Annotated in this window: 18 protein-coding genes; 9 read left to right on the forward strand and 9 right to left on the reverse strand. The window is 67.9% G+C overall.

What is annotated here, in order from left to right; translation table 11 throughout:
- Positions 1-13: 13 nt before the first annotated feature.
- Positions 14-355: a hypothetical protein gene (locus tag AC1RSI_RS08315; RefSeq protein ID WP_035305262.1), complete on the forward strand. Its 342-nt coding sequence runs from the start codon at positions 14-16 to the stop codon at positions 353-355.
- Here AC1RSI_RS08315 and lepB read toward each other — a convergent pair.
- From lepB to aroQ, 6 genes are all read right to left on the reverse strand, one after another.
- Positions 352-1,107 carry a signal peptidase I gene (gene lepB, locus AC1RSI_RS08320; protein ID WP_008261214.1) on the reverse strand — a complete coding sequence of 252 codons (756 nt, stop codon included), beginning with the start codon at positions 1,105-1,107 and terminating at the stop codon, positions 352-354. The genes AC1RSI_RS08315 and lepB overlap by 4 nt on opposite strands.
- An 81-nt stretch (positions 1,108-1,188) precedes the next feature.
- Positions 1,189-1,875: a leucyl/phenylalanyl-tRNA--protein transferase gene (gene aat, locus AC1RSI_RS08325; RefSeq protein WP_154725212.1), complete on the reverse strand. Its 687-nt coding sequence runs from the start codon at positions 1,873-1,875 to the stop codon at positions 1,189-1,191.
- Positions 1,872-2,888, reverse strand: a complete 1,017-nt coding sequence (locus tag AC1RSI_RS08330) for a 2-hydroxyacid dehydrogenase (protein ID WP_154725211.1) — start codon at positions 2,886-2,888, stop codon at positions 1,872-1,874. The genes aat and AC1RSI_RS08330 overlap by 4 nt, the downstream gene beginning before the upstream one ends.
- A gap of 27 nt (positions 2,889-2,915) precedes the next feature.
- Complete coding sequence (gene accC / locus AC1RSI_RS08335; RefSeq protein WP_035305084.1) at positions 2,916-4,268, reverse strand: acetyl-CoA carboxylase biotin carboxylase subunit; 1,353 nt, start codon at positions 4,266-4,268, stop codon at positions 2,916-2,918.
- A 9-nt stretch (positions 4,269-4,277) separates the two neighbouring features.
- On the reverse strand, positions 4,278-4,766 hold the full coding sequence (gene accB, locus AC1RSI_RS08340; protein WP_154725210.1) for an acetyl-CoA carboxylase biotin carboxyl carrier protein: 489 nt from the start codon (positions 4,764-4,766) through the stop codon (positions 4,278-4,280).
- A gap of 47 nt (positions 4,767-4,813) precedes the next feature.
- A complete protein-coding gene (aroQ, locus tag AC1RSI_RS08345) occupies positions 4,814-5,263 on the reverse strand; it encodes a type II 3-dehydroquinate dehydratase (protein WP_154725209.1) in 450 nt (149 codons plus the stop codon).
- Positions 5,264-5,596: 333 nt separating this feature from the next.
- Here aroQ and thiS point away from each other — a divergent pair, with 333 nt between their 5' ends.
- Positions 5,597-5,794 (forward strand): sulfur carrier protein ThiS, encoded by a 198-nt coding sequence (gene thiS, locus AC1RSI_RS08350; protein ID WP_054766899.1) that lies wholly within the window; start codon positions 5,597-5,599, stop codon positions 5,792-5,794.
- A gap of 61 nt (positions 5,795-5,855) precedes the next feature.
- Positions 5,856-6,638, forward strand: a complete 783-nt coding sequence (locus AC1RSI_RS08355; RefSeq protein ID WP_154725208.1) for a HisA/HisF-related TIM barrel protein — start codon at positions 5,856-5,858, stop codon at positions 6,636-6,638.
- 180 nt (positions 6,639-6,818) lie between these two features.
- Here AC1RSI_RS08355 and AC1RSI_RS08360 read toward each other — a convergent pair whose 3' ends face one another.
- Positions 6,819-7,568, reverse strand: coding sequence for a tRNA1(Val) (adenine(37)-N6)-methyltransferase (locus tag AC1RSI_RS08360; protein WP_008259558.1), 750 nt, complete (start codon positions 7,566-7,568; stop codon positions 6,819-6,821).
- Positions 7,569-7,698: 130 nt separating this feature from the next.
- Between AC1RSI_RS08360 and AC1RSI_RS08365 the strand changes: the two genes are divergently transcribed.
- The gene (locus AC1RSI_RS08365) at positions 7,699-8,715 is read left to right on the forward strand and encodes a polyprenyl synthetase family protein (protein ID WP_154725207.1); all 1,017 of its coding nucleotides are present in this window, start codon (positions 7,699-7,701) and stop codon (positions 8,713-8,715) included.
- On the forward strand, positions 8,705-9,358 hold the full coding sequence (locus tag AC1RSI_RS08370) for a squalene/phytoene synthase family protein (protein ID WP_154725206.1): 654 nt from the start codon (positions 8,705-8,707) through the stop codon (positions 9,356-9,358). The genes AC1RSI_RS08365 and AC1RSI_RS08370 overlap by 11 nt, the downstream gene beginning before the upstream one ends.
- Here the strand turns inward: AC1RSI_RS08370 and trmFO are convergent.
- Positions 9,355-10,749: a methylenetetrahydrofolate--tRNA-(uracil(54)-C(5))-methyltransferase (FADH(2)-oxidizing) TrmFO gene (gene trmFO, locus AC1RSI_RS08375; protein WP_035305063.1), complete on the reverse strand. Its 1,395-nt coding sequence runs from the start codon at positions 10,747-10,749 to the stop codon at positions 9,355-9,357. The genes AC1RSI_RS08370 and trmFO overlap by 4 nt on opposite strands.
- A 71-nt stretch (positions 10,750-10,820) precedes the next feature.
- On the opposite strand from trmFO, the gene AC1RSI_RS08380 reads away from it, so the two are divergent.
- Genes AC1RSI_RS08380 through AC1RSI_RS08390 form a run of 3 tightly spaced genes read left to right on the forward strand, consistent with a single transcriptional unit; the run spans position 10,821 to position 13,487 of the window.
- Positions 10,821-11,624 (forward strand): hypothetical protein, encoded by an 804-nt coding sequence (locus AC1RSI_RS08380; protein ID WP_154725205.1) that lies wholly within the window; start codon positions 10,821-10,823, stop codon positions 11,622-11,624.
- On the forward strand, positions 11,617-12,576 hold the full coding sequence (locus tag AC1RSI_RS08385) for a hypothetical protein (RefSeq protein WP_154725204.1): 960 nt from the start codon (positions 11,617-11,619) through the stop codon (positions 12,574-12,576). The genes AC1RSI_RS08380 and AC1RSI_RS08385 overlap by 8 nt, the downstream gene beginning before the upstream one ends.
- A gap of 29 nt (positions 12,577-12,605) precedes the next feature.
- Positions 12,606-13,487 (forward strand): hypothetical protein, encoded by an 882-nt coding sequence (locus AC1RSI_RS08390; protein WP_154725203.1) that lies wholly within the window; start codon positions 12,606-12,608, stop codon positions 13,485-13,487.
- Between the two features lie 28 nt (positions 13,488-13,515).
- Here the strand turns inward: AC1RSI_RS08390 and uvrA are convergent, their stop codons facing one another.
- Complete coding sequence (uvrA, locus tag AC1RSI_RS08395) at positions 13,516-16,461, reverse strand: excinuclease ABC subunit UvrA (RefSeq protein WP_154725202.1); 2,946 nt, start codon at positions 16,459-16,461, stop codon at positions 13,516-13,518.
- Positions 16,462-16,591: 130 nt separating this feature from the next.
- On the opposite strand from uvrA, the gene AC1RSI_RS08400 reads away from it, so the two are divergent.
- Entirely contained in the window at positions 16,592-16,876 is a 285-nt protein-coding gene (locus tag AC1RSI_RS08400; RefSeq protein WP_035305053.1) for a hypothetical protein, read from the forward strand.
- Positions 16,877-16,915: the final 39 nt, after the last annotated feature.

The raw sequence follows: 16,915 nt of genomic DNA on the forward strand, positions 1-16,915 counted from the left end.
CATGGAGGGCGAGATGAACCGACAAAGACCGCCGAAAAAGAGCGAAACGGTCGAGGTTCGCCTGCCCTATGTGACCAAGACGGCCTTTATGAGCCGGTGCCGCGCCGAAGGCCGCACGGCCAGCGACGCGATCCGCAGCTTCATAGAGGCCGAGCTCGACCGATCCGCTGAAGCCCGGCCGTCGGTTGGCATGGGATGGCGTCCGCTGCTGGCCGCCGCCGTGGCCGGCCTGGCGCTGGGGGCGGCGGCCGCGCCTTCGCTGGCCCAGTCCGTCGCGCCGAGCAAAGCCGACTTCGACCGCCTGGACCGCAACCATGACGGCGTGATCCGCTTCGACGAGTTTCGCGCCCGCTAGCGGACAGGGGCCAGGAACCGACCCCACTGAAGGTTCAGCCAGGTCCAGGGCTTGAACAGGCCGGCGCCGGGTTTCCAGGACGCCACGACGATCTCGGCCCGACCGACGATATTCGCGGCCGGCAGCAGGCCGACGCCGATGGCGGACGGCCAGCGGCTGTCCAGCGAGTTGTCGCGATTATCGCCCATCATGAAATACTGACCCGCTGGGACCCGATAGACCGACGTGTCGTCGCCGGCCTGATCGGGGCCGCCGTCGTAGGTGACATAGGTCTTGCCGCCGGCCAGGGTTTCGCGGACTTCGAGCACGCTCCGCTGGGGCGCGTCATGGTCGCGGACGATGCTCTGCCGGGTCTGGTCTATGGCGCGGCCGTTCACGAAGACCTGTCCGGCCCGGACCTGAACCCTATCGCCGGGCAGGCCGATCACCCGTTTGATCCAGACCTGTTCCGGATCACGCGGCAGGCGGAAGACGACGACGTCGCCCCGCGCCGCCGGCCGCTCGAACAGGCGGCCCCTCCAGACCGGAAGGTTGAAGGGCAGGGAGGCCCGGCTCCAGCCATAGGCGTATTTGGACACGACGATATAGTCGCCGGTGACCAGGCCGGGCTCCATCGAGGACGAGGGAATGGTGAAGGGCTGAAACAGCAGAATCCGGATCAAGCTCGCCAGGACCAGGGCGCCGAGCAGGACGCTCCCAATTTCGCGGGCTTCATTCAGGGCGGAGGTCGGGGGCGATGGGGTCTTGGGCATGGGCCCAACAAGGCGCCGCATTCTCGGGCAAGCCAGCCCGGCCTTGTCCGGACACCGCGCCCATCTTGTCCGGACAGGGCTTCAGGCCGGTCTTAAGGCCCAGTCCACCGCCTCGGCCCCCGTCATCGGCGCGATCAGGACGGTCTCGTCCACCGTCCCCTTCAACGCGGGTTTCAGCCGTCGCAGATAGGCCGCCTGGGGCGTCTCCACCGCGCCGAACTGGCTGAGGTGGTCGGTCAGGAACTGGGCGTCCAGCAGGGTCCAGCCGCCTTTTCTCAGGCGCGCGACCAGATGGACCAGCGCCACCTTGGAGGCGTCGCGTTCGCGGCTGAACATGCTCTCGCCGAAGAAGGCGCCGCCCACGGAGACGCCGTAAAGGCCGCCGGCCAGCCGCTCGTCCTTCCAGCATTCGACCGAATGGACGAAGCCCTGGGCGAACAGGGCGGCGTACAGGCGCCGGATCGGCGCGTTGATCCAGGTCTCCTCGCGCTCGGGCCCCTGGGCCGCCGCGCAGCCGTCCAGCACCGCCTCGAAGGCGGTATCGACCCGCACCTCGAACGGTTCGTTGCGCACGGTGCGGCGCAGGCGTGTGGGGATATGGAAGGCGTCCAGGGGTATGACGCCCCTCTGCTCCGGCTCGATGATGAAGACGCGCGGATCGTCGCGCGACTCGGCCATCGGGAACACGCCCCGGGCGTAGCACCCCAGCAGGTCCTCGGGGCCGAAGCCGCCGAGAGGCCCTTGGGCGCTGTAGTCCGGCTCGGTCATGGGGCGGGACGGATCTGGTCGGCGGTGACGCGATTGGCGGGGACGCGTCCGGCCTCGATCTCGGCCAGACCCGACAGGGTGGTCACGGCGATGGCTGTCAGCGCTTCTTCGGTCAGGAAGGCCTGGTGGCCGGTGACCAGGACATTGGGGAAGGTCAGCAGGCGCTGGAATACATCGTCCTGAATGATCTCGTTCGACAGGTCCTCGAAGAACAGATCGCCTTCCTGCTCATAGACGTCCAGGGCGACGCCGCCGACACGATGGCTTTTCAGCGCGTCGATCAGGGCCTGGGTGTCGATCAGGGCGCCCCGGCTGGTGTTGACGATCATCACGCGAGGGCGCGCCGCCTCCAGGGTCGGGCCGTCGATCAGGTGGCGCGTATCGGGCGTCAGCGGGCAGTGCAGGCTGATGATGTCGGACTGGCGCAGCAGGGTGTCGCGATCGACGTAGCGGACGCCGATCTGGGTCAGGGCCGGGTCCTCGACCACATCATGGGCCAGCACCTCGCAGCCGAAACCCAGTTTCAGCGCCCGCGCGACGAGGGCGCCGATCCGCCCCGTGCCGACGACCCCGGCCGTCCGGCCCGACAGGTTGCGGCCGATCAGGCCGTCCAGGGCGAAGTTGTTCTCGCGCACGCGGGCCGAGGCGCGGGGGATGTTGCGGTTCATCGCCAGCAGCAGGCCCAGGGTGAACTCCGCCACCGCCTCGGGCGAATAGGCCGGCACGCGGATGACGGCCAGGCCCAGGGCCTCGGCGGCGCGCAGATCGACATTGTTGTAGCCGGCGCAGCGCAGGGCCACGGCGCGCACCCCGCCTTGGGCCAGTCGGGTCAGGGCGGGGGCGTCCAGCCGGTCGTTGACGAAGACGCAGACGGCGTCGAAACCGTCGGCCAGCGGGGCGGTGGTGTCGTCCAGCCGCGCCTCGAACCAGTTCAGGTCGTGGCCGAACTCGGCGTTGGCCAGGTCGAGGAACCGGCGGTCATAGGCCTTGGTCGCAAAGACCGCGATGCGCATGGGCCGGTTCCTCTGATCAAGCCAGCGTCAGGCGTCGCCCTTCTGACGGGCGGCCCATTTCTCCAGCCAGTGGATGTCATAGTCGCCGGACAGGATGTCGGGCTCCTGCAACAGCTTCTGGAACAGGGGGATGGTGGTGTCGACGCCGCCGATGACGATCTCGTTCAGCGAGCGTTTCAGGCGGGCGATGGCCTCCTCGCGGTCGCGGCCGTGGACGATCAGCTTGCCGATCAGGCTGTCGTAATAGGGCGGGATCGAATAGCCGGCGTAGATGGCGCTATCCAGACGCACGCCCAGGCCGCCGGGGGCGTGGAAGTCGGTGATCTTGCCCGGCGACGGGGTGAAGGTCTCGGGGTTCTCGGCGTTGATCCGCACCTCGATGGCGTGGCCTTTGAACTCGATGTCCTCCTGGGTGAAGGACAGGGGCAGGCCGGCGGCGATACGGACCTGTTCGCGGACCAGGTCGACGCCGGTGATCATTTCCGTGACCGGATGCTCGACTTGCAGGCGGGTGTTCATCTCGATGAAGAAGAACTCGCCGTCCTCCCACAGGAATTCGATGGTGCCGACGCCCAGATAGCCGATGGCGGCGATAGCCTTGTTGACCGTCTCGCCGATCTGCTTGCGACCCTCGGCCGACAGGGCGGGCGAGGGGGCCTCTTCCAGCACCTTCTGGTGACGGCGTTGCAGCGAGCAGTCGCGTTCGCCCAGGTGGACGACATTGCCGTGGCTGTCGGCAATGACCTGGATCTCGATGTGGCGCGGCTTCTGGAGATAGCGCTCCATATAGACGGCGCCGTTGCCGAAGGCGGCCTTGGCCTCGGACTGGGCGGTCTGCACCGCCTCCACGAGATCATCAGCCGTCAGGGCCACCTTCATGCCGCGTCCGCCGCCGCCCGCCGCCGCCTTGACGATCAGGGGGAAGCCGATGGACTTGGACGCCTCGATCGCCGCCTCGACGGTCTCGACCTCGCCCTTGGAGCCGGGGACCACGGGGATGCCGGCGTCCATGACGGTCTGTTTGGCGCTGATCTTGTCGCCCATGACCCGGATATGTTCGGGCTTGGGGCCGATGAAGGTCATGCCGTGGGCTTCGACGATTTCGGCGAAACGGGCGTTCTCGGACAGGAAGCCGTAACCGGGGTGGATCGCCTGGGCGCCGGTGATCTCGGCCGCCGCGATGATCGAGGGGATGTTCAGATACGACTTGGCCGCCGAGGCGGGGCCGATGCAGACGCTCTCGTCGGCCAGCCGCACCCACATGGCGCCGCGGTCGGCTTCCGAGTGCACGGCGACAGTGGAGATGCCCATCTCCTTGCACGCCCGGTGGATGCGCAGCGCGATCTCGCCGCGGTTGGCGATCAGGACCTTGGTGAACATCAGGGCGCCTTAGGCTTCCAGCAGGACGAGGGGCTCGCCGAACTCGACCGGCTGGGCGTCGCCGACCAGGATCTCGGCCACGACGCCGTCGCGCGGGGCCTGGATCGGGTTCATGGTCTTCATGGCCTCGACGATCAGCAGGGTCTGGCCCTTCTTGACCTTGTCGCCCGGCTGGACGAAGGCCGGCGCCTCGGGCGAGGCCTGCAGATAGGCGGTGCCGACCATCGGCGACTTCACCTCTTCACCGGCGCGGGCGACGATGGTGGCCGGGTCCGACGGCATGGAGACCGGAGCGGCGGGGCCTGCGGGCGCAGCGGCTGGCGCCGGGGCGGCGGCGTACTGGACCGGGGCGGCGTGCATGGTGATTTCGCGCGCGACGCGGATGCGCAGCTCGCCGCGCTCGACCTCGACCTCGGTCAGGTCGGTTTCGTTCAGGATCTCGGCCAGCTGGCGAACCAGGGCGGCGTCGATCTCGGCGTGTTTCTTGTCATCGGCCATTGCGTTGCGCCTTTGTCTTTCGTCTTGGAATGCGAACGGGTCGGCCCTCAGGCGCGTTCCCGAACCTTGGTGAGAGCCGCCTGGACGGCCAGTTCATAGCCGGCCGCGCCGAAGCCGGCGATGACGCCGGTCGCCGCGGACGACACATAGGAGTGATGGCGAAACGCCTCGCGCGCCGCCGGATTGGACAGATGAAGCTCGATGACCGGAATGGTCAGGGTCTTCAGCGCGTCGTGCAGGGCGACCGAGGTGTGGCTATAGGCCGCCGGGTTGATGATCAGGGCCTGCGCGCTTTCACGCGCCTCCTGGATCCAGTCGACCAGCACGCCTTCGTGGTTGGTCTGGCGGAACACGATCTGCGCCTCGCCCGCCGCCGCCGTCACGCAGCGCTGTTCGATGTCCGCCAGGGTGTCGCGGCCATAGATCTCCGGCTCCCTTGCCCCGAGAAGGTTCAGGTTGGGGCCGTTCAGCACATAGATGACGGACGTGTCGGACATCGGTTCTCGAATCGAGGCTCCGGAATCGGGCGACCTCTGACGGTTCAGGGCCGGCCTTGTAGCTTAGGCGCGGCGCGGGTCAAAGCGCAGCGTCGAAACGGCTTGACCTAACGTCATCCGCGCAGGCGTCAACGGCTTTCCCGTCGCAGGGGGCGTTAATGGCGCGGATCGGGCGTTGCGTCTGGGCTGTCGTACAAGCGCCGGGCCACTCGATCCTCGGGTCAAGCCAGAGGATGACGAATTGGGGTAGGCCATGTGAATGCGACGGCGCCTCATGCCCTCCGCGCCAAAACGCGCTATGAAACGCCCACACACGACATCGAGGCAGACGGTTTGCGTATTCAAGTCAACGGCGATCCACGCGAGGTCTATGCGACGACCGTGACGGAGCTGGTCGAGGAACTGGCGCTGGACCCCCGCAAGGTGGCGGTCGAGCGTAATCTGGAGATCGTGCCCCGGTCGCTGCACGCCGTCACCGCCCTGGCCGAGGGGGACCGGATCGAACTCGTCCAGTTCGTCGGCGGCGGGTGATCCCGATCAAAAGGGGCAACGGCGCTTTCCCTTGCGCTCGGGGAGGACTAGGTCAGCGTCCATGACCGATACAGCCCCCGAAACCTGGTCCGTCGCCGGCCGCACCTTCAACTCGCGCCTGATCGTGGGCACCGGCAAATACGCCGACTACGCCCAGAACGCCGCCGCCGCCGAGGCGGCGGGCGCCGAGATCGTGACCGTGGCCGTGCGCCGGGTGAACCTGACCGATCCGAGCCAGCCGATGCTGGTCGACTATGTGAAGCCCGACCGGTTCACCTTCCTGCCTAACACCGCCGGCTGTTTCACCGGCGAGGACGCGGTGCGGACCTTGCGGCTGGCGCGCGAGGCGGGGGGCTGGAGCCTGGTCAAGCTGGAGGTGCTGTCCAACACCGCCCACCTCTATCCCGACATGATCGAGACGCTGCGGGCGCTGGACCTGCTGATCAAGGACGGGTTCGACGTCATGGTCTATTGCACCGACGACGTGGTCATGGCCAAGCGGCTGGAAGACGCCGGGGCCGCCGCCATCATGCCGGCCGCCGCCCCGATCGGCTCGGGCCTGGGCATCCAGAACGAGGTCAATGTGCGGCTGATCGTCGAACAGGCCAAGGTGCCGGTTCTGGTGGACGCCGGCGTGGGCACGGCCTCGGACGCGACCCGGGCGATGGAGCTGGGCTGTGACGCCGTGCTGATGAACACCGCAATCGCCGGGGCCAGGGATCCGATCCGCATGGCGCGGGCGATGAAGCATGCGGTGATCGCGGGGCGTGACGCCTATCTGGCGGGGCGGATGCCGAAGCGGATGTATGCGGATCCGTCCTCGCCGCTGGCGGGTTTGATTTAGGGAACTTCATAGACCCTCTCCCGCTTGCGGGAGAGGTGTCGCGTCGATCGGCGAAGCCGATCCAGCGACGGAGAGGGAAGTCTCGTCCAGAAGATGACTTCCCCCATCGTCAGGCGTGTCGCTACGCGCCACGACCTGACACTTCCCCCGCAAGCGGGGGAAGATCGCGGGCGCCAGACCCTACCACCCCAGCGCCGCCTCGCCCCGCAGGATCGCCTCGGCCTCGGGCGTGTGTTTGGCCCCTGAGCGGTCGTGCAGCACCAGGGGCGGAAGCAGGCGCAGGGGGGCCTTGCCGGTCTTGATCGCTTGGACCAGCACGCGTTTGGCCGGTTCGTCGGCGAAGGGCTGGACCGGGCGGATGGCGAAGGAGCCGGCCTTTTCGCCCAGCAGGGTCAGCAGGTCCGCCAGACGGTCGGCCCGGTGGATGATCACGATCCGGCCGCCCTCGCGCACCGCTTTCAGCAGCAGGCCGGTCCAGGCGGACAGGCCGTCGTCGGCCATCCAGGCGCCCTGTTTGCCGGGCGCCGGGGCGCGCAGGGCGCCGGGGTCGTCGAAGAAGGGCGGGTTCGACACGGCCCAGTCGAACGGGGGCAGGTCCAAAGGACGGAACCCGTCGGCCACGTCGCCGTCGAAAATCCTGATTCGATCAGCAGATTGATTCAGGTCGGCATTCTCGCGCGCGAGGCCAGCGGCGACCGAATCGCGCTCCAGCCCGGTCAGCGAAACTCCGGCATGACGGGCCGCGATCTGCATCAGCACGGCCCCGGCGCCGCAGCCCGCCTCGAACAGGCGGTCGCCAGAACGGGGAGCGACGGCGGCGGCCAACAAGGCTGCGTCCATGCCCGCCCGATAGCCGCGTGCGGGCTGACGCAGGCGGACACGCCCGTCCAGAAGAGCGTTCTCGACGACATCCGGGGCGGCGGGAGCCATGTCCAAGCCTCAATCTCCTTGACCCTCCGTGGGCCTATCACCATTGTGCGCCGCATCGCGATCCGGCAAGCGGACGCGGTCGGAATTGCCTGACGCGGCCCAGGTCGCGCGACGTGTGAAAGAATATCCCTTGGACGCAGTCCTCGCCGCCTCTCCCCGTCCGAAGGGGGATGTGAACGCCCTCGTCCGGCTGGCCGGAACCGACATGGCCGAGGTGGATGCATTGATCATCGATCGGATGCAGTCGGATGTGCCGATCATCCCCAAACTGGCCGAACACCTGGTTTCGGCCGGGGGCAAGCGCCTGCGACCCCTGCTGACCGTCGCCGCCGCCCGCGCCTCTGGCGCCGAGGGCGACATCCTGTCGCCGAAGAAGTTGGCCGCCGCGGTCGAGTTCATTCACACCGCCACCCTGTTGCACGACGACATCGTCGACGCCTCCGAACTGCGGCGCGGCAAGGTCGCGGCCCACCTGATCTGGGGCGCGCCCACCAGTGTGCTGGTCGGCGACTTCCTGTTCGCCCGCGCCTTCGAACTGATGGTCGAGACCGATTCGATGCGCGCCCTGGGCATCCTGGCCCAGGCGTCGCGGGTGATCTCCGAAGGCGAGGTGCTGCAACTGACCCGCGCCCACGACCTGAACCTGGACCAGGCCACCTATCTGCAGATCATCTCGGCCAAGACCGCCGAACTGTTCGCCGCCGCCGCCGAGGCGGGGGCCGTGGGCGCCGGGGCAGACGCCGCCGCGACCGCCGCCCTGCGCGACTACGGCATGGCCCTCGGCATAGCCTTCCAGCTGGCCGACGACGCCCTGGACTATGGCGCGACGGCCGAGGCCCTGGGCAAGAACGCCGGCGACGACTTCAACGAGGGCAAGGCCACCCTGCCGCTGCTGCTGGCGGTGGCCCGCACCCGGGGCCGCGAGGACGATTTCTGGGAGCGGACCGTGACCAAGGGCGAACGCACGCCCGAGGACTTCGCCCGCGCCCGCGAACTGGTGGTCGGTTCCGGCGCCATCGGCGCGACCCTGGATCTGGCCGGCGACTACGCCGATCAGGCCAAGGCCGCCCTGTCGGTCCTGCCGGCGTCGGACTGGCGCGCGGCCCTGGAAGACCTGGCCGATTTCGCCGTTTCGCGTGCCGCCTGAACCCGATCCGGCGGCGGTGGCCGGAACCCTGGACGCCCAGGTTCGCGCCGCCGATCTGGACCGCTGGCTGTCCAGCCGTCTGGTCGCCGACGACCGCGTCCGCGCCGATCTGATCACGCTCTACGCCTTCGAGGCCGAGCTGATGTCCATCCCGACGCGGGTGACCCAGCCCCTGCTGGCCGAGATGCGCTACACTTGGTGGGCGGAACAGATGGACGGGGTGTTCGCCGGGATCGCGCGCAAGGGGCATCCGGTGCTGGAGGCCCTGACCGACCTGGTCGCCCGCCACGCCCTGGACCGCGCCCCCTTCGACGCCCTGATCGAGGCCCATATCGGCCGGGTCCACGGCGAGCCGCATGACCTGGACGCCTTCTACGTCGGCCCGATGCAGGCGGCGGTCCAGGTGCTGGCCGGTCCGGGTCATGCCGACAAGGTGGTCGAGGCCGGGCGGGTGCGGGGGCTGGGCCAAGTCGGGCGGATCGACGAGGCGAAGGCCGCGCGGCCCAAGGCCAACGCCGCCTTGAAGGGCTTGCCGGCCGAGGGGTTCCCGGCCGTGGCCTCGGCCGCCCTGACGACGCCCGACGAGCCGGAACCGGTCAAGCGCCTGCGACTGATCTGGGCGACGGTGCGCGGACGGGTTTAGCCCGCGTCCCGCCAGGCCTTCAGGTTTTCCATCGCCCGGATGCTCTGCAGCCGCTTCTTGGCCCGGCCGCGTTCCTTCGGGTGGATGCGTTTGCCGTCTTCATCGACCTTGGGCGCCTCAAGCGGCGGCAGCAGGCCATAGTTGATGTTCATCGGCTGGAACTTGGACCCTTCCAGGTGCCCGCCGGTGATGTGTTCGACCAGGGCGCCCATGGCGGTCTCGGGCGGGGGCGCCGACAGGTCGCGGCCCAGAGCTTGCGCCGCGGCGAGGCGGCCGGTCAGCAGGCCCATGGCGGCGCTCTCGACATAGCCCTCGACCCCGGTCACCTGGCCGGCGAAGCGCAGGCGGGGCATGGCCTTGAGCCGCAGCTGCTTGTCCAGCAGCTGGGGGCTGTTCAGATAGGTGTTGCGGTGCAGGCCGCCCAGACGCGCGAACTGGGCGTTCTGGAGGCCGGGGATCATGCGGAAGACCTCGGCCTGGGCCCCGTGCTTCAGCTTGGTCTGGAAACCGACCATGTTGAACAGGGTGCCCAGGGCGTTGTCCTGACGCAGCTGGACGATGGCGTAGGACTTGACCAGCGGGTCGCGCGGGTTGGTCAGGCCGACCGGCTTCATCGGGCCGTGGCGCAGGGTCTCGCGGCCGCGTTCAGCCATGACCTCGATCGGCAGGCAGCCGTCGAAATAGGGCACGTGCTCCCAGTCCTTGAACTCGGCCTTGGGGCCGTTCAGCAGGGCGTCGATGAAGGCCTCGTACTGGGGCTTGTCCATCGGGCAGTTGACGTAGGCGGCGGCGTCTCCGCCCGGGCCTTCCTTGTCATAGCGCGACTGACGCCAGGCGATGTCGAAGTCGATCGAGTCAGCGTGGACGATGGGGGCGATGGCGTCGAAGAAGCTGAGGCTTTCCTCGCCCGTCGCCTTCAGGATGGCCTCGGCCAGGGCGGGCGAGGTCAGGGGGCCGGTGGCGACGATGACATTGTCCCAGTCCTCAGGCGGCAAGCCTGCGATCTCCTCGCGCACGATGGTGATCAGCGGATGGGCCGCCAGTTTCGCCGTCACGGCGTCGGAGAAGGCGTCGCGGTCCACGGCCAGGGCGCCGCCTGCCGGCACCTGGTTGACGTCGCCGCAGGCCATGATGATCGAGTCCAGCGCCCGCATCTCGGCGTGCAGCAGGCCGACGGCGTTGTATTCCCAATCGTCCGACCGGAAGGAGTTGGAGCAGACCAGTTCGGCCAGGCCGTCGGTCTGGTGAGCGTCGGTCTTCACGCCGGGCACGCCGCGCATCTCGTGCAGGATCACGGACACGCCGGCCTGGGCGATCTGCCAGGCGGCCTCCGAGCCGGCGAGGCCGCCGCCGATGACGTGAATAGGGGAAGGAGAGGGGGAAGCAGTCATCGCGGCCTTCTAGCGGTCGTCTGGCGTGATGTCATGATCCCCTGCTATGTCTGAGGCGGGGATATGGGGCGATGATCGTGACGAACGACAGGCGATTGCGGCTGGGCGAGGCGCTGAAGGCGTCGGTCGTCGGCCTGGTCAGGGCGTGGCGTTGGGCCTGGGGCGCCATGGCGGTCTGCGCCCTTGTGTGGGCCGTGCGACCCTTCATGGTCGGCGTCCTGGGCTGGGTTTGGGCGGCGGCGGCGCTGGTCGCCGGCCTCATCCTGATCGGCGCCCTGGCGCGCACGGCGATCAGCGACGACCGAAACGACGCGCGGCGGCTGGGCCTGGGGGCGGCGGGTCTGCAACTGGGTTTGCCTGAACTGCGCCTGCTGGGCGCCGCCCTGCTGTGTTCGGTCTTCATGGCCATGATCCTGTCGGTCGTGGCCCTGGTGCTGCTGGCCGTGTTCGGCATGGCCGAGCTGAACGCCGAGGCGATCCGCCTGCGGGACTGGGCGGCGGTGGGGCCGATCTGGAAACTGGTCCTGCTGGCGGTCGTGACCCTGCTGGCCTTCTACGGCGTGCTGGTGATGGTCGTGCGCCTGTCGCTGTTCGCCCCGGCCACCCTGGGGCGCGGACACATGGTGTCCCTGAACAGCATGGGGATCGCCCAGGGCAGTTTCCGGCCTCTGCTGGGCGGACTGGTCGTGGTCGTGGGCCTGCCGATCCTGGGACTGCTGATCCTGACGGGGGCGGGCCTGCCATCCGGCGTGGCGACGTGGATCGTGTGGGCGGTGGTGATCTCCGCGTTCGAGGCGCCCCTGGCTCTGGCTTTCCTGGGTGCGGCCTATCGCAGACTCGAGTACTGGACACCGCAAGGAGCCCCCCATGACTGAGATATTTTCCATCGGCGAGGCCATGGCGACGCCGGGACGCGTGATCCGGCGCCATCCCATGGCGGTCTTCGTCTGGGGATTTCTGATGATGGGCTTCAGCCTGTTGGCTGTGGCTCTGATGTTCGGAACCCTGGCGGACCTGCCTCTGACGGACGGCGCCGAGCCGCCGCCGGAAATGTTCGGGAAACTGATGGCGGTTCAGGGCCTGTCCATGCTGTTGAACGTCGGACAGGCCGTGTTGGCGGTCGTGATCTGGGCGGCGACCATGCGGGCGACGTTGATGATCGGCCGGCCCGAACAAACCTTCTTCCTGCGCGCGGGAATGGACGAGTTGCGGCTGGTGGTCGTGGGGCTGGCGCTGTTTGTCGGGGCCTATATCGCCGTGATCATTCTGGTGCTGCTGGGCGCGGCCCTCGTCGCCACCCTGTGGCAGGCCAATGAGGCGGCGGCGATGATCGGCGGCTTCGTTCTGGTGCTGGGTCTGATCGCACTGGTCGTCGTCGCCATGGCGCGGCTGTCCCTCATCGCGCCCGCCACCCTGATCCTGAAACGGTTCGCCTTCGTCGAGGGCTGGGCCCTGGGCCGCGGGCGCACCCTGCCTTTGCTGGGCCTGCTGGTCTGCACCTGGCTGGTCTATCTGGTCGTCTATTTCGTCCTGGCCTTTGTCGTGATCGTCGCCCTGTTCGCCAGCGGTGTTCTCGCGGACATCACGGCCCAGTCGCCTCCCGCCACCCTGGGCGAGCTGTTTCCATCGCCGCCGGTGTTGGCGACGGTGGCCGGGCTGATGCTTGTGCCCGGCGGCTTTGTTTATGGGGCGGTCATGACCCTGCTCAGCGCGCCCTTCGCCTCCGCCTGCCGTCAGCTTCTGGATGGGCCGTCCGGCCCCATGTTCGCCGCAGCGACGTCGCCCGCCGCCACCTCGGCGGGCGACGCGGCTGACACGATGGTCTAGGATCGCGCCAATCTGATTTGGAGTGCAGCATGAGCTTTTCCGCCACCGACGCGGCGTTCGAAGGATTTCGGGTGGTGCGTCGCCATCCGGTGACAGCCCTGATCTGGGGTCTGGCCTATCTGGTCCTGTATGTGGCGACCTTCGGTCTGGGCGCCGGCCAATGGGCCGCGATCATGGCCTCGGCCCAGACGCTGGAACAGTCGTCCAATCCGTCGCCTGAGGAGATGATGGCCCTGGGGCAGGCCTATATGGGCCTGCTCGTCTGGTTGGCGCCTCTGGGCCTGGTGATCGGGGCTGTGCTCAGCGCCGCCGTGGCTCGGTCGGTGCTGCGGCCCGCCGAGAACGCCTGGGGCTATCTGCGGTTGGGCATGGACGAGGTTCGGGTGTTCGCGGTCACGCTGGCGATCGGGGTGATCGTCGGGCTTTTGTGCGGGGTGCTTTCCGCCATTGTCGTGGCCGTGTTCGGCCTCGGGGTCGCCTCGGGTCAGGCGGTCATGTATCTGCTCGCCTTGATCCTGGGCCTGGCCGCGGCGGCTCTCGTGATCTGGCTTTCGATCAAGCTCTGCCTGGCCGTGCCGATGACGATCGACCGGCGCAAGTTCACCCTGTTCGAGTCGTTCAAGGCCACCAACGGCCAGTTCTGGCCCCTGCTGGGCATGACGATCATCGCCGTGATCATGAGCCTGATCGTCAGCATTCTTGGCACGATCATCAGCGCGGGCACGGATCTGGCGACCGGCGGCATCTCTGTTCTGGCGGGCATGGACGGCCTGTCCACCCTGGATGTCTTGGCGCGCGCCTGGCCCGCCATCCTGGTCTGGTCCGTGGTCAACGCCCTGATGTCCGCCCTGCAGCTGGCGGTGCTCTATGCGCCCTTCTCGGCGGCCTGGCAGGGTCTGCGGGACCGCTGAACCGACCCGCAAACCGGCGGTGAAGGCGTCAGGCCGACGCCTTCACCCGCTTCTTCTTCACAGGTTCGCCCACCGACCCGCCAAGCGCCGCGACCCGCGCCTTGCGGCGGGTCTCGTGCCGGTCCAGCACCTCCTTGAGGTATTTGCCGGTCCAGCTGGCGGTGTTGTCCGCCACCTGTTCGGGCGTGCCGACCGCGACGATTTCGCCGCCGCCGTCGCCGCCCTCGGGACCGAAGTCCAGAAGATAATCGGCGACCTTGATGACATCCAGATTGTGCTCGATCACCACGATGGTGTTGCCGGCCTCGACCAGTTCCTGAAGCACTTCCAGCAGTTTGCGGGTGTCCTCGAAATGCAGGCCGGTGGTCGGTTCGTCGAGGATGTACAGGGTGCGGCCGGTAGCGCGTTTCGCCAGTTCCTTGGACAGCTTGACCCGCTGGGCCTCGCCGCCCGACAGGGTGGTGGCCGGCTGGCCGACCTTGACGTAGCCCAGGCCTACGCGTTCCAGCGTCAGCATCTTGTCGCGGATCGGCGGCACGGCCTTGAAGAAGGTCGCGGCCTCCTCGACCGTCATGTCCAGCACGTCCGAGATGGACTTGCCCTTGAACACGATCTCCAGGGTCTCGCGGTTGTAGCGTTTGCCCTTGCAGACGTCGCAGGTGACATAGACGTCGGGCAGGAAGTGCATCTCGATCTTGATGACGCCGTCGCCCTGGCAGGCCTCGCAGCGGCCGCCCTTGACGTTGAAGCTGAACCGGCCGGGTCCGTAGCCGCGGGCCTTGGATTCCGGCAGGCCGGCGTACCAGTCGCGGATGGGGCCGAAGGCGCCGGTGTAGGTCGCCGGGTTCGAGCGCGGGGTGCGGCCGATCGGCGACTGGTCGATGTCGATCACCTTGTCGAAATGCTCCAGCCCCTCGATGCGGTCGAAGGGGGCGGGGGCTTCCGACGCATTGTTCAGACGGCGCGCGGCGGCCTTGTACAGGGTCTCGATGGTGAAGGTGGACTTGCCGCCCCCGGACACGCCGGTGATGCAGGTGAAGACGCCGACGGGGATCTCGCCGGTCACGCTCTTCAGATTGTTGCCGCTGGCGCCGCTGATCTTCAGCATCCGCTTGCGATTTATGGGACGGCGACCATCGACAGGAATCTCGATCTCGCGTTCGCCGGTCAGGTATTTGCCGGTGAGGGAGTTCGGATTGGCCATGACCTCGGCGGGCGTGCCCTCGGCGCAGACCGTGCCGCCGTGGACGCCGGCGGCCGGGCCCATGTCGATGACATAGTCGGCCGTCAGGATGGCTTCCTCGTCGTGCTCGACCACCAGCACCGAGTTGCCCAGGTCGCGCAGCCCCTTCAGGCTTTCCAGCAGGCGGGTGTTGTCGCGCTGGTGCAGGCCGATGGACGGCTCGTCCAGCACATAGAGCACGCCGGTCAGGCCCGAGCCGATCTGCGACGCCAGACGGATGCGCTGGCTCTCGCCGCCCGACAGGGTGCCGGAGGATCGCGACAGCGACAGATAGTCGAGGCCGACGTTATTCAGGAATCGCAGCCGGTCGCCGATCTCCTTCAGGATGCGGCGGCCGATCTCCATCTGCTTGTCGCTGAGCGCCTCGGGCAGGGCCTGGACCCAGTCGTAGGCCTTCTTGATCGACAGGGTGGAGATGTCGGCGATGTCCTGCCCTCCCACCTTGACCGCCAGGGCCTCGGGCTTCAGCCGCTTGCCGTGGCAGGCGTCGCAGGGCGTTTCGGACTGATAACGGGCCAGTTCCTCGCGCACCCAGGCGCTGTCGGTCTCGCGCCAGCGACGCTCCAGGTTCGGCAGCACACCCTCGAACGGCTTGGAGACCTCGTATTTGCGGGCGTTGTCGTCGTAGGTGAATTTGATCTTCTCGGCGCCGGTTCCATACAGGATCGCCTTGTGCGCCTGGGCCGGCAGCTCGCGCCAGGCCACGTCCATCGAGAAGCCGTAGTGGCGGCTGAGCGACTGCAGGGTCTGGGTGTAGAGGGGCGAGGGGCCGCGCGCCCATGGCGCGACGGCGCCCTTGTGCAGGCTCTTGTCGCGGTCCGGGATCACCAGATCGGCGTCGAAGGCCAGCTTGACCCCGAGGCCGTCGCAGACCGGGCAGGCGCCGAAGGGATTGTTGAACGAGAACAGCCGCGGCTCGATCTCGGAGATGGTGAAGCCGGACACCGGACAGGCGAACCGTTCCGAGAACAGCAGGCTGCGCGGCGCCGTCTCGCCCTCGGCCGTGCTGGCCCATTCGGCGTTGGCGATTCCATCGGCCAGACCCAGGGCGGTCTGAAGACTGTCGGCGTAGCGGGCTTCCTGGTCAGGCTTGGTGACGATACGGTCCACGACGATGTCGATGTCGTGCTTGAACTTCTTGTCCAGGGTGGGGGCTTCGTCGATCGGATAGAATTGGCCGTCGATCTTCAGCCGCTGGAAGCCCTGACGCTGCCACTCGGCGATTTCCTTCTTGTATTCGCCCTTGCGGCCCCGGACGACGGGGGCCAGCAGCAGGATCCGCTCGCCGTCCGGCAGGGCGACCAGCTTGTCGACCATCTGGCTGATGGTCTGGCTCTCGATCGGCAGGCCGGTGGCGGGGGAATAGGGGACGCCGACCCGCGCCCATAGCAGGCGCATATAGTCGTGGATCTCGGTGACCGTGCCGACGGTCGAGCGCGGGTTCTTGGACGTCGTCTTCTGTTCGATGGAGATGGCGGGGGACAGCCCCTCGATCAGGTCCACGTCCGGCTTGCCCATCAGTTCCAGGAACTGGCGCGCATAGGCCGACAGGCTCTCGACATAGCGGCGCTGGCCTTCGGCGTAGATGGTGTCGAACGCCAGGGACGACTTGCCCGAGCCTGACAGGCCGGTCATCACCACCAGCTGTTCGCGGGGAATGTCGAGGTCCACGCCCTTGAGATTATGCTCGCGGGCGCCGCGAACGCGGATGAAGTTGTGCTTTTCGGTCATGCTGTCCGGGAACGCGGGAAGGGCCGGGCGGGTCCGGCGCGACATCGCTATATGGGGATGAATCGCGCGATTGAAGCAAGAACAATGTGGGAACATTGCGGCGCCCTGTGGGCTGAGGTATCGTCGGCGCATGGCCGAGGGTTTCGACATCCACCTGAACGAAGATCAGGCGCGGCGGCTGAAGGCGGTGGCCGAGGCGGCGGGGCTGGACCCGACGGCCTTTGCGATCCAGACGCTGGAAGGCGTGATTGGGGATATCGGCATCGCAGGCGTGAGCGAATATCCGGCCTCCTGGGTCTCGGAGGACGCGGAACGCTGGGCCGAGTATGAGCGGACGGGCGTGACCGTGCCGCTGGAGGATGCACTTCGCGATTTTCACGACAACTTGGCGCGGCGCCTGGCGGAGAAGCGTTGAAATATCGGGTTCGCTTGCTGCCGCCTGCGCGCAGCGATC

The organism is Brevundimonas sp. GW821-FHT10E09 (assembly GCF_058809375.1).